The organism is Thiolapillus sp., assembly GCF_048562965.1.
Taxonomy (GTDB): domain Bacteria; phylum Pseudomonadota; class Gammaproteobacteria; order Chromatiales; family Chromatiaceae; genus Thiolapillus; species Thiolapillus brandeum_A.
The window spans coordinates 1-11,416 of sequence record NZ_JBHNMF010000061.1 but is presented as its reverse complement, the minus strand read 5'-3'; the positions used below and the strand labels follow the sequence as shown (position 1 = coordinate 11,416).

Annotated in this window: 12 protein-coding genes and 1 pseudogene; 12 read left to right on the top strand and 1 reads right to left on the bottom strand. The window is 57.7% G+C overall.

Features of this window, described 5'->3' with window-relative positions:
- Window positions 1-102: 102 nt before the first annotated feature.
- The 4 genes and pseudogenes from ACOCD2_RS05540 to ACOCD2_RS05525 all read left to right on the top strand — a co-directional run.
- Window positions 103-1,144: pseudogene (locus tag ACOCD2_RS05540) on the top strand (V-type ATP synthase subunit A); the annotation flags it as partial.
- Between the two features lie 6 nt (window positions 1,145-1,150).
- Window positions 1,151-2,524 (top strand): V-type ATP synthase subunit B, encoded by a 1,374-nt coding sequence (locus ACOCD2_RS05535; protein ID WP_293645268.1) that lies wholly within the window; start codon window positions 1,151-1,153, stop codon window positions 2,522-2,524.
- Window positions 2,521-3,144 (top strand): V-type ATP synthase subunit D, encoded by a 624-nt coding sequence (locus ACOCD2_RS05530; protein ID WP_293645266.1) that lies wholly within the window; start codon window positions 2,521-2,523, stop codon window positions 3,142-3,144. Before ACOCD2_RS05535 ends, ACOCD2_RS05530 begins: the two co-directional genes overlap by 4 nt.
- A 234-nt stretch (window positions 3,145-3,378) precedes the next feature.
- Window positions 3,379-3,591 carry a hypothetical protein gene (locus tag ACOCD2_RS05525; protein WP_293645264.1) on the top strand — a complete coding sequence of 71 codons (213 nt, stop codon included), beginning with the start codon at window positions 3,379-3,381 and terminating at the stop codon, window positions 3,589-3,591.
- 54 nt (window positions 3,592-3,645) lie between these two features.
- On the opposite strand, the gene ACOCD2_RS05520 is transcribed toward ACOCD2_RS05525, so the two are convergent.
- Window positions 3,646-4,278, bottom strand: coding sequence for a Crp/Fnr family transcriptional regulator (locus ACOCD2_RS05520; RefSeq protein WP_293645262.1), 633 nt, complete (start codon window positions 4,276-4,278; stop codon window positions 3,646-3,648).
- A gap of 242 nt (window positions 4,279-4,520) precedes the next feature.
- Here ACOCD2_RS05520 and ACOCD2_RS05515 point away from each other — a divergent pair, with 242 nt between their 5' ends.
- The 8 genes from ACOCD2_RS05515 (at window position 4,521) to ACOCD2_RS05480 (ending at window position 11,358) form a co-directional block, all read left to right on the top strand.
- The gene (locus tag ACOCD2_RS05515; RefSeq protein ID WP_293645261.1) at window positions 4,521-4,952 is read left to right on the top strand and encodes a c-type cytochrome; all 432 of its coding nucleotides are present in this window, start codon (window positions 4,521-4,523) and stop codon (window positions 4,950-4,952) included.
- Window positions 4,953-4,981: 29 nt separating this feature from the next.
- Complete coding sequence (locus ACOCD2_RS05510; protein WP_293645259.1) at window positions 4,982-6,376, top strand: cbb3-type cytochrome c oxidase subunit I; 1,395 nt, start codon at window positions 4,982-4,984, stop codon at window positions 6,374-6,376.
- A gap of 118 nt (window positions 6,377-6,494) precedes the next feature.
- A complete protein-coding gene (locus ACOCD2_RS05505; RefSeq protein ID WP_293645257.1) occupies window positions 6,495-7,058 on the top strand; it encodes a cytochrome c oxidase subunit 3 family protein in 564 nt (187 codons plus the stop codon).
- Between the two features lie 5 nt (window positions 7,059-7,063).
- The gene (locus tag ACOCD2_RS05500) at window positions 7,064-7,336 is read left to right on the top strand and encodes a cytochrome C oxidase subunit IV family protein (RefSeq protein ID WP_293645255.1); all 273 of its coding nucleotides are present in this window, start codon (window positions 7,064-7,066) and stop codon (window positions 7,334-7,336) included.
- A gap of 12 nt (window positions 7,337-7,348) precedes the next feature.
- Window positions 7,349-8,140 carry a CbbQ/NirQ/NorQ/GpvN family protein gene (locus ACOCD2_RS05495; protein WP_293645253.1) on the top strand — a complete coding sequence of 264 codons (792 nt, stop codon included), beginning with the start codon at window positions 7,349-7,351 and terminating at the stop codon, window positions 8,138-8,140.
- A gap of 2 nt (window positions 8,141-8,142) precedes the next feature.
- Window positions 8,143-8,544, top strand: a complete 402-nt coding sequence (locus ACOCD2_RS05490) for a hypothetical protein (RefSeq protein ID WP_293645251.1) — start codon at window positions 8,143-8,145, stop codon at window positions 8,542-8,544.
- Window positions 8,541-9,497, top strand: coding sequence for a 4Fe-4S binding protein (locus ACOCD2_RS05485; RefSeq protein WP_293645249.1), 957 nt, complete (start codon window positions 8,541-8,543; stop codon window positions 9,495-9,497). Before ACOCD2_RS05490 ends, ACOCD2_RS05485 begins: the two co-directional genes overlap by 4 nt.
- On the top strand, window positions 9,478-11,358 hold the full coding sequence (locus tag ACOCD2_RS05480) for a nitric oxide reductase activation protein NorD (protein ID WP_293645247.1): 1,881 nt from the start codon (window positions 9,478-9,480) through the stop codon (window positions 11,356-11,358). The genes ACOCD2_RS05485 and ACOCD2_RS05480 overlap by 20 nt, the downstream gene beginning before the upstream one ends.
- Window positions 11,359-11,416 lie beyond the last annotated feature (58 nt).

The following is an 11,416-nucleotide window of genomic DNA, read 5'->3' as shown; positions in this document are numbered from 1 at the left end:
GCCTACTTTGCTTCCCCTCTGGCGCTATGCGCACGACGGGTAAGCAGTGCGGCCTCGCGGCTACTGGGGTCTACCAGCCTTCGCTTCGCTCTCCATGGCTGGCAGCGGCAGATCGCCCGCTGGACCAACGCCGACATCGTCATCTATGTGGGCTGCGGCGAACGCGGCAACGAGCTGGTGGACATTCTCGATTACTTCCCCGAACTGACCGACCCCTATTCCGGCCGTTCCCTCATGGAACGCACCCTGCTGGTGGCCAACACTTCCAACATGCCCGTGGTCGCCAGGGAAGCATCGATTTATCTCGGCGTAACCCTGGCAGAATACTACCGGGACCAGGGGCATGACGTGGTGATGCTGGCCGACTCCACCAGCCGCTGGGCGGAAGCCCTGCGCGAGGTCGCCAGACGCCTCGGCCAGATGCCGGTGGAGGAAGGCTATCCTGCCTACCTGGCTTCGCGGCTGGCGTCTTTCTACGAGCGCGTCGGCCGGGTGGAAACCCTGTCGGGAGAAAGCGGTTCTGTTTCCCTCATCGGCGCGGTATCCCCCCCCCGGTGGCAACTTTTCCGAGCCGGTCACCAACCACACCAAGGACATCATCCAGACCTTCTGGGCACTGTCCAAACTCCTTGCCGATGCACGGCATTATCCTTCCGTGTCCTGGACGGAGAGCTTTTCAGATGCCGTGGAAGCGGCCGCCAGGTGGTGGTCTGAAAACGTGGATGAGAGCTGGCAGGAAAAGCGCAGCCTAGCGCTGAACCTGCTCAGCCGGGCGGAAGAACTCGCCCGTATCATCAACCTGGTTGGCGCGGAAGCACTGTCACCCATTCAGCGCTGGACGGTGGAGATGGCATCCCTGCTGCGGGAAGGGCTGTTGCAGCAGAACGCACTGGACGAGGTGGACAGCTACTGCTCGCCCCAGAAACAGTTTGCCCTGCTGGACCTCATGATCGGTCTGTATCAGCAGGGCCAGGCGCTGGTAAAGGCTGGTGTACCCGTTTCCGCCCTGCTGGCACTGCCTCTGCTCAGTCGCGCCCGGCGCAGCAAGAATCTCTACGGCAACGATCAGCTGGATGAACTCCATGCACTGGGCGAAGAATTCCGCTCCCAGCTGGAAAAGCTGCGCCAGGAGTATGAGGAGTAAAATTGCATGAGGGAGAAGGAATACCGCTACGCTTCCGCGGCACACAATGGCCTGCTCTTTCTCCGGGGTGTGCCCGGCGTGGCCTTCGGCGACCGCGTGAGCATCCGCGACCAGCGGGGTCAGAAACGCAACGGCCAGGTCATTCTCAGCTCCGATGAACTGGTAATGGTGCAGATCCTCGAAGGCACGGACGACCTGAGCCTGGATGATACCTGGGTCCGTTTCCTGGAGGCGCCTTTTGAAATGCCCCTCTCCCCGGACATACTCGGCCGGGTATTCAACGGTATCGGCGAGCCCCGCGACGACCGTCCACCCATCGTTTCCCGGTTGCGCCGTAACGTGAACGGCCAGCCCATCAACCCCATCGCCCGCGCCTACCCCCGGGAGTTCATCCAGACGGGCATTTCCGCCATCGACGGTCTCAATTCCCTGGTGCGGGGACAGAAACTTCCCATCTTTTCCGGTTCCGGCCTGCCCCACAACAAGCTCGCCGCGCAGATCGTCCGCCAGTCAAAACTGCTCGGCGAGGAATCCCGCTTCGTGGTGGTGTTTGCCGCCATGGGTGTCTCCTACGCAGATGCCCAGTTCTTCCGCGAGGACTTCGAATCCAACGGCGTGGTGATGTTCACCAACCTCGCCGATGATCCCCCCATCGAAAGACTGATCCTCCCGCGCACGGCCATGACCGCAGCAGAATACCTTGCCTTCGACCTGGACCTGCATGTGCTGGTGGTGCTCACGGACATGACCTACTACGCCGAAGCCCTGCGCGAGGTGGCTACCGCCAAGGGCGACGTGCCCACCCGCAAGGGCTACCCCGGCTACCTGTATTCCGACCTGGCGGAAATCTACGAACGCGCGGGCCGGGTACGCGAACGGCACGGCTCCATCACCATGGTGCCGGTGGTGAGCATGCCTTCCGATGACATCACCCACCCGATTCCGGACCTCACCGGTTACATTACCGAAGGACAGATCGTACTGTCACGGGAACTGAACAACCAGGATCTGTATCCACCGGTCAATATTCCGCCTTCCCTGTCACGCCTGATGAAGGATGGCATCGGCAAGGACGATACCCGTGAAGACCATCCCCGCGTGGCCAACCAGCTGTATGCTGCCTACGCCAAGGCGCTGGAAGTGCGCAACCTCGCTTCCATCATCGGGCCGGACGAGTTACCGGACCTGGACCGCAAGTACCTGCAGTTTGCCGATGGCTTCGAACAGTGTTTCCTGGCACAGGGCATGGACGAGGACCGCTCCATCATCCAGACCCTGAACATCGCCTGGGAACTGCTGTCCCTGCTGCCGGGCGACGTACTGTCCCGGGTGAGCGAGGCCGACCTGGCCCGCTACCACCACTGGAACAGCAGCCCATGACCCAGCGCCTGCCCATACCACCCACGCGCAACGCGCTGCTGCAGCTGGAGAACCAGCTGGAATTCCTCACTACAGGACACGACCTGCTGGAACGCAAACGCGAATTGCTGACACGCATGGTGCGGGAACAGCTGGGCACGTACCGGAAACTGCGGGAGGAAGCTGCACAACTCGTGGACAGCGCCTACTACTGGCTGAGTATCACCCACATGCGCATGGGAGAACGCATGCTGCACCTGGCGGGTCTGGGGCTGGAACCCAGTGTGGAGGTGAAAATCCTGCCCCGCAGCAATCTGGGCGTGGAATATCCCGCCGTCAGGGCCGGCAAACGCCCGCTGCAGCCCGTGAGCCTGATGTGGACAGACGCCAGTTTCGACAGGATGCGTATCTACCTGACGGACATGGCAGTGGTACTGGCGCAACTGGGAGAGGCGGAAATCGCCCTGCGCAGGATGCTGAATGAACAGCGCAAGACCCAGAAACGTGTGAACGCCCTGAAATACAACATCATTCCCCGTTACGAGGCCAGCATCCACTTCATTCAGGAAACGCTGGAGGAGGAGGAACGGGACAGCCTGTTCCAGGTAAAACTGCTGCAGGAACAGGACCACGTCATCTAAGTTCCTGAGTTATTGATAAGGTGGGGTGGCATCTGATCGGAAAACCTCGGAGGCAGGGATGCCGACGCGGAGCCTACATGGATGTATTTACGGCGTTTTTCCGATCAGACACCACCCCAGCCAAGATTTAGATGACGGGGCCCTGGCTGCAGGAACAAAGCACTCCCTGAAGAACCTTTGGACTGCTATAATTTGCCGATAACTAACGTTAACAATTCTAAGGAGTTTGACGCAATGAAATACTCTTCCATCCTGTTTGCTGCAGCCCTTGCAACCCTGCTGACTGTCGGAGGCTGCGGCGGCGGCGGCGCCAAGGTAAACTCCCAGATCACCACGACCACCATGGGACAGGAACTTCAGGATCTCGAAGAAAGCTACAAGAAAGGATTGCTGTCAGAATCCGAATACACCAGAGCCCGCAAGGCTATCCTCAAACGCTATCAGTAACACCCGGAAACACGGCAGGCGTCTCCCGTGACGCCTGCCGGAATCAGCGCCCGGTCAGGTCACCTCCACCGGCAGACCACACACATCAGCCGCATCTTCAAGCGCCTCCCTGTCCAGCAGATGCACCTTGCTGCCCTTGATCTCCAGCACATTTTTTGATTTCAGACTCTTGATTATTCTGGAAAAAGTCTCTGGTTTCACAGATATCCGCGAGGCGATCACATGTTTGGGAATTTCCAGATCAAAATCATCACAATCCGCCGGCGCCCGGGCAAGAATGAAAGCGGCAACGCGACAGGTGGCGCTGTGCAGGCTCAGGTCGTCGATTTCCCGGATCAGGGAACGCAGGCGAAAGCTCATATCCCCCAGCAGCGCCAGGCACAGATCCACCGAGTCCCGCAGGATGGCAGAAAAATCAGCCGCGTCCACACTGATCAGTTCGGTATCACCCAGGGCCACGGCCCCGACAGGGTATCGGGGCTGCTCCAGAAACATCAGCGCTTCGGCAAAGGTGTGGCCGGTATCGACCAGCTCGATCACCTTTTCGTTACCGTCGGGTGCCAGGCGAAACAGCTTCATATGCCCTTCCACCACCAGATAAAAACGCGTCGCCGTATCACCCTGCTGGAACAAAGCCTCTCCGTCCACCAGACTGATCCTTTTGGCGCGCTGCACCACCCGGTCCATTTGCTCATCCGTAAGCCTATGAAATATTAAGTTATTTTTTAATTGTTCTAGCAAAATATTAACACCTGATTAAGAATGATTTGGTATCATGCATCCCGCACACCTGATAGGGGCTTGCAGTTCCAAGAACTATCTATGTTTCATTGACAATGATCAGTATATCAATTGACATGGATCAAAGCGCTTTTTTAGCGCAATAGGCACATTACTCATACCTAAATTTATCAAGGGAGATTACTCTTATGGCACAGGCATTTACCAAAGCCATGGCCAGGAATATATTCTATGGGGGAACCTTGTTCTTCTTCCTGGCATTCCTGGCGCTAACTTACCAGACCCACCAGGCCTGGCCCGAGCGCGACAATCATGAAGCACTCAATGATACCGTTGCCCTGGGCAAGAAAGTGTGGGAAGACCACGATTGCATCGGCTGCCACACCCTGCTGGGTGAAGGCGCATACTTTGCTCCAGAATTGGGAAATGTCTACAAGCGCTATGGCAGTGTCGACGCCATCAAGGGCTTCATCATGAGCCGCCCCAAGGATGGTGTTCCAGGCCGACGCAGCATGCCCCAGTTCAATCTCAGCGACGAAGAACTGACTGCTGTTGCCGAATTCCTGAAATATGTTTCCGGCATCAACACATCCAACTGGCCGCCTACCGTCAAAGGCTGAAGCAACCTGGATTTTAAGGAGTAATTACCATGAAATATGAATCACAAAAGGTTGCCAAGCTGTATTTTATCGCGGCAATCGGACTCTTTGTGGGACAGATACTGTTCGGCCTGATCATGGGCGCCCAGTATGTTATCGGGGACTTCCTGTTCCCTGAGATCCCCTTCAACGTGGCACGTATGGTGCACACCAACCTGCTTATCGTATGGCTGCTGTTCGGCTTTATGGGAGCGGCCTACTATCTGGTTCCGGAAGAAGCAGAAACAGAACTGTTTGCCCCCTGGCTCGCATATCTGATGTTCTGGATCTTCCTGGTCGCCGGTGCTGCCACCATTCTTGGCTATCTGCTGGTGCCTTATGCCACCCTGGCAGAACTGACCATGAACGACCTGCTGCCCACCATGGGTAGAGAGTTCCTGGAACAGCCCACTATCACCAAGATAGGCATCGTCATCGTCGCCCTGTCGTTCCTGTTCAACATCGGCATGACCATCCTCAAGGGTCGTAAGACTGTCGTGAACCTGGTGCTGCTGATGGGTCTGACCGGCCTTGCCGTATTCTTCCTGTTTGCATTCTACAACCCCACCAATCTTGTCATGGACAAGTACTACTGGTGGTGGGTAGTGCATCTGTGGGTAGAAGGTGTTTGGGAACTGATCCTTGGCGCCATCCTGGCCTTCATCCTGATCAAGACTACCGGCGTGGACCGCGAGGTCATCGAGAAATGGCTGTATATCATCATCGCCATGACCCTGATCACCGGTATCATCGGAACAGGTCACCACTACTACTGGATCGGTGCTCCCGAATTCTGGCAGTGGTTCGGTTCCATCTTCTCAGCCATGGAGCCCATCCCCTTCTTCATGATGACCGTGTATGCGTTCAACATGGTGAACAAGCGTCGCCGCAACCACCCCAACAAGGCAGCTGTCCTGTGGGCTCTGGGTACTGCGGTCATGGCCTTCCTCGGCGCCGGCGTATGGGGCTTCCTGCACACCCTGGCTCCCGTGAACTACTACACTCACGGTACCCAGATCACTGCAGCCCACGGTCACATGGCTTTCTATGGCGCTTATGTCATGATCGTACTGGCGATGATCTCCTACTCCATGCCGCTCATGCGTGGTCGTGAAGCCTGCAACAGTGCACGTTCCCAGAGCATGGAAATGTGGTCTTTCTGGCTGATGACCATCTCCATGGTATTCATCACCCTGTTCCTTACCGGCGCAGGCATCCTGCAGGTCTACCTGCAGCGCTTCAGTGACAATCCCATGGACTTCATGGTGGTACAGGACAAGATCGCCCTGTTCTACTGGCTGCGGGAAATCACCGGTTTTGTCTTCCTCATCGGTCTGACCCTTTATGTCGTCAGCTTCTTTGTAGGCAAGAACGATCCGGAAGCTACTGTGGAACTGAGCAAGTAAGTCCATATCGCAAGGAGGGCATCACGCCTTCCTTGCGAATTCACATGTTCAAGAATAAGGCGGATGAATTATCATCCGCCTTATTCAATTTTGGGATAGCGAAAACCTGATGAACCCCATGGAAAAAAACAAGTGGCCCCCCGGTGACCTCGTCATCTGGATCTTCATCATGGCCGAACTTCTGACGTTTGGCGTATTCTTTTCTGTCTACGCCTTTACCCGCGCCAACCATGTAGAGCTGTTCAACACCTATCAGCTGACCCTGGACCGCAATGCCGCACTGATCAACACCCTGGCACTGATCACCAGCAGCTATTTCGTGGTACGTGCGGTTTCAGCAATCCGGAAGGACAACAGCAAACGCTGTTTCCACTGGCTCCTTGGCGCACTGTTCATGGGAGTGGTATTCCTCGCAGTAAAAAGCATGGAGTACAACCACCATTTTTCACACGGTGTAAATCTGAACACCAATACCTTCTACATGTTCTATCTGTCCCTGACCGTCTTTCACTTCCTGCATGTCATTCTCGGAATGATCATTCTGTCGGCTGTCGCCCTCAAGGCCCGCGCGGGAGGCTATTCTGCACAGGAACATACCGGTGTTGAAACCGGCGCCAGCTACTGGCATATGGTGGACCTGGTATGGATGGTCCTGTTCCCCCTGGTTTACGTGATGAGATGAATACCATGACCGAGAAAAAAACATTCATTCGTCCCTGCACCTGGATCTACCTGCTGCTCATGGCCCTGACTTTCGTCACCTGGTTCATTGGCACCCAGCATTTTTCCGGTCTGCAGATTTCACTGATGGTGCTGGGTTTCGCGCTGCTCAAGGGGCAACTGATCGGCGACTATTTCATGGGACTGAAGCAGGTGTCCGGCTTCTGGCGCTGGGTGATCAGCATCTGGCTTCTTCTGGTAGGATCACTGATTGCTTTCGCTTTCAATATCGCCGCATAGGAGTAGTACCTGTTGAATTCAGAAGATATTCCGTTCTATCTGCCCCAGGGTAACGAAGCAGATCTTTTTCAACACGCCTGGAACAACCAGCTACCGGTCATGATCAAGGGACCGACTGGCTGCGGTAAAACCCGTTTTATCGAGCACATGGCTGCCCATCTCGGGCGCCCTCTGTATACCGTGTCCTGCCACGATGACCTGACGGCCGCCGATCTTGTCGGACGACACCTCATCGGCGAACAGGGCACCTTCTGGGTGGACGGTCCCCTCACCCGCGCCGTGCGCGAAGGCGCCATCTGTTACCTGGACGAGGTGGTGGAAGCGCGCAAGGACACCACCGTGGTCATCCATCCACTCACCGACGACCGGCGCATACTGCCCATTGAACGCACGGGGGAAACCCTGAAGGCGCCAGCCGAGTTCATGCTGGTGGTTTCCTACAATCCGGGCTACCAGAATATTCTCAAGGGCATGAAGCCCTCGACCCGCCAGCGATTCGTGGGCATGACCTTCGACTTCCCTGCTTCTGAGCTGGAACAGGAAATCATTCAGAAGGAAACCGGTAGCGACGAAAAAACAGCCAAGGCCCTGGTGAAGCTCGCTGCTGCCTTGCGGGTACTCAAGGATCACGATCTGGAGGAAGCCGCTTCGACACGGCTTCTGATTTACGCGGCACGTCTGATCAAGAGCGGCATGAATCCCAGCGAAGCCTGCCTTGCCGCCATGGCCGAACCCCTGACCGACGACCTGGAAACCCGCAACGCGCTCATGGAAGTCATCAACATCAGCTTACCCCGAGGTTAAACATGGAAGCTCCCCAACAAGCCCCCGAAAAACAGGGTCTGGCGATCACGGCCGAGGCTCTGTACATGCTGAACCTGCTGTTCCCCGTGCTGCCTCTGTTCGCACTGGGGGTCATCTATTTCCGGCACAGGAACGACCCCAGTCTGTTCGTGCGTTCCCATGTCATACAGCCCTGGATTGCCGCCCTGATCAGCACCGCACTTTTCTTTCTCATCAATCTCATCGCTGCCCTGGCCGGCGGATATACCAGTCTGGACAACCTGATCAGCATCCACAGCCTTGTCGCACTCGAAGTCTATACACTGCTGGTCATTCTGCCTTTCCTGGTTCCCGGCCTGCTGGCCCTGACCAGGGCCATGTCGGGACAGGCCTGGCGTTATCCTCTCATCGGCCGGTTTTTGTGACCAGAGAGGCGACGCCACAAAAGGGAGCGATACACAACAAGCGCCTGCTCCTGCAAATTGCATTCTTTGTCCTGTTCCTTCTGGCGCCGCCCCTGAACATCTTCCGCTTCGACCTGTACCGGAACAACCTGATCCTGTTCGGACAGGACTGGGACCTGGGTTTTACCGGGTTCCAGTACGGTTTCACCCCGTCATCCGAAGTTATCGTCAACCTGATTTTCAAGGCATTCCTGCCCCTTGCATCAGCCGGACTGTTACTGATTTTTGTTGCCTGGCGCTGGGGTCGGCTCTACTGCGGCTGGCTCTGTCCGCATTTCACCATGGTGGAAAGCCTCAACAGGCTGATGCTGCACGCCACGGGCAAGCCCACGCTCTGGGAGAAGGCGCCTCTGCCCCTGCAGCAGCCCAGCGGCGAAATACTCAGGACCAGCCGCCTGTACTGGATACCCCTGCTGCTGTTGAGCGTTGGCATGGCTGTCGTCTGGGCCGTTGCCATCCTCACCTACGCCATCCCCCCCGACGTGGTTTACTACAACCTCCTGCACTGGCAGCTCACCCTGCCCCAGTTTCTCTTCATCACCGTCGTGACCCTGGTGCTGGCGCTGGATTTCATTTTCGCCCGGCACCTGTTCTGCCGTTTCGGCTGCTCAGTGGGTCTGATCCAGGGGCTGGCCTGGATGGCAAACAGGAGCGCCATGACCATCGGCTTCAACCGCAAGGAGGCAAAAGACTGTCACGACTGCAACAATGCCTGCGACAATATATGCCCCATGCGCCTCAAGCCCCGCACGCTGAAGCGCAAGATGTTCACCTGCACCCAGTGCGGCGAATGCATCGAAGCCTGCATTCAGGTGGAAGCACAAAAAGGCAAACCCGGCCTGCTCAAATGGGTAGACGGGGAATGTGCCAGCCACAAGATAACGGGAAAAGATCATGGCAAAGACTGTTTCTGACCTTCTCGAACTGGTGGAAATGGAAGAACATGTCGGCGGCTGGTGGCATGACTTCATCACCAGGCGCAGCGAGCAGCGCTTTCCCGATGCCGCTGTGCGTCTCAGTGACATCCAGCATCTTCTGGGCATCTGGTTTCGCGCCCTGGGCGGTGATGGCGGACTGGAAATAGCCGGCGCCGATGCCACCCTGATCAATTCCCGCCGCACGCTGCTGCAGCGCATGGCTGGAACCAACAAGAAGGCAGAACTCGCATGGCGTGATGAGAATGCCCTGCGCCTACCCCCCGAGATCGACTGCTTCGCCGATCGGGATCTCAACCGCGATCTCTACCTGTGGCTGGGCGCTCTGGCTGCCATGGAAACCGATGACGAACCCGAACCCTGGTTCACACACAACCAGAAACTGAGCCGTGCGGCACTGGAACGCTACCCCGGCCTGCACGACAAGTACCTGCGGCTGGTGGAAACGCACCTGCAACAGCGCGCTGCCGGCAGGTGGCCGGCTGACGAAATGGCCCAGGAACAGGCCATACGCCGCGCACTGGTCGAGCCAGGCAGCATGGAACGCCTGCCGCCTGCCCGCCGCATGCCCTTGCCGGTGCCACTGTGGCTGCACCCCAATCCACCGGAAGCGGCCCACATGCCAGCCACCGAACCAGCCCAAAATGCAGAAGCCGGCGGCGGCAGTGCCAAAGAACTCAAAGAAGTCCCGCGCAAGCAGACAGAGCAGGCGCAAACCCAGGACGAGGACCGCGGCCTGATCACCGTGCGCATGGAAAACCTGTTCTCCTGGGGCGAACATGTCAACGTGGATCGCGGCAGCGAAGATGAAGAAGACGATCAGCGGGCGGATGAGGTGGCCCGTGACCTGGACAAGATCAGCGTCACCCGCAACGGCAAGGCAGCCAAGACAAAGATCAGGTTCGACCTGGATCTGCCGGCAGAATCCGAAGACGACGAGATCCTCAGCGACGACCTCATGCTGCCGGAATGGGACTGGAAGAAACGCCAGCTCGTCCCCGATCATTGCCGCATCATCGAGCTGGTGGCAAAAGACGCCCTGGCCATCCCCCTGCCTGAGCGCCTCAACCGCACCGCCGCCAAGCTGCGCAGTCAGTTCCAGGCATTGGCGCCCGCGCGGGTGTGGCACCGCGCCCGTCCAGATGGCGAGGAAGTGGACCTGGATGCCTACCTGCGCTACCGCACCGACCGCGCCAGCGGCTGCAATGTGGCGGCGGACAATCTCTACCGGCAGATGAACGCCGGCGCCCGGGATCTAGCCTGCCTGCTGCTGGCGGACCTGTCTCTTTCCACGGACACCTGGGTGAATGATGAATCACGGGTACTGGATGTGATCCAGGACAGCCTCTACCTGTTCGCCGAAAGCCTGGCTGCCACGGGCGACCAGTTCGGCATCTACGGTTTCTCCTCCCGCAAGCGCGATCCCATCCGCATTCATGCCATCAAGACCTTCGATGAAAGCTATAGCGGCCGCATCCGTGGCCGCATCGAAGCACTCAAACCCGGCTACTATACCCGCCTGGGCGCGGGCATACGCTACGCGGCGGAGCAACTGAAGCAACAGGGCGCGGGACGCCGCCTGCTGCTCATACTCACCGACGGCAAGCCCAACGATCTCGATCAGTACGAAGGCCGTTACGGTATCGAGGACACCCGCCACGCGGTACAAAGCGTGCGCAACTTGGGCTTCCATCCCTTCTGCGTCACTATCGATGAAAAGGGCAACGACTACCTGCCCCATCTGTTCGGCAACAGCGGCTATGTGGTGATCCGTGACCCCATGGAACTGCCCGGACAGCTGCCCCTGCTTTACGCACGGCTGACAGCACAACAGCATTGAACAATCTTTTGCCAGGGCCACCCAGGTGAAAAGCGGGAAGTTATGGCATGCTTTTTAG

Coding starts and splice junctions, on each gene's coding strand:
- ACOCD2_RS05535 (WP_293645268.1), top strand. CDS start 1,151: ATGAGGGAGAAGGAATACCGCTACGCTTCCGCGGCACACAATGGCCTG.
- ACOCD2_RS05530 (WP_293645266.1), top strand. CDS start 2,521: ATGACCCAGCGCCTGCCCATACCACCCACGCGCAACGCGCTGCTGCAG.
- ACOCD2_RS05525 (WP_293645264.1), top strand. CDS start 3,379: ATGAAATACTCTTCCATCCTGTTTGCTGCAGCCCTTGCAACCCTGCTG.
- ACOCD2_RS05520 (WP_293645262.1), bottom strand. CDS start 4,278: ATGGACCGGGTGGTGCAGCGCGCCAAAAGGATCAGTCTGGTGGACGGA.
- ACOCD2_RS05515 (WP_293645261.1), top strand. CDS start 4,521: ATGGCACAGGCATTTACCAAAGCCATGGCCAGGAATATATTCTATGGG.
- ACOCD2_RS05510 (WP_293645259.1), top strand. CDS start 4,982: ATGAAATATGAATCACAAAAGGTTGCCAAGCTGTATTTTATCGCGGCA.
- ACOCD2_RS05505 (WP_293645257.1), top strand. CDS start 6,495: ATGGAAAAAAACAAGTGGCCCCCCGGTGACCTCGTCATCTGGATCTTC.
- ACOCD2_RS05500 (WP_293645255.1), top strand. CDS start 7,064: ATGACCGAGAAAAAAACATTCATTCGTCCCTGCACCTGGATCTACCTG.
- ACOCD2_RS05490 (WP_293645251.1), top strand. CDS start 8,143: ATGGAAGCTCCCCAACAAGCCCCCGAAAAACAGGGTCTGGCGATCACG.
- ACOCD2_RS05480 (WP_293645247.1), top strand. CDS start 9,478: ATGGCAAAGACTGTTTCTGACCTTCTCGAACTGGTGGAAATGGAAGAA.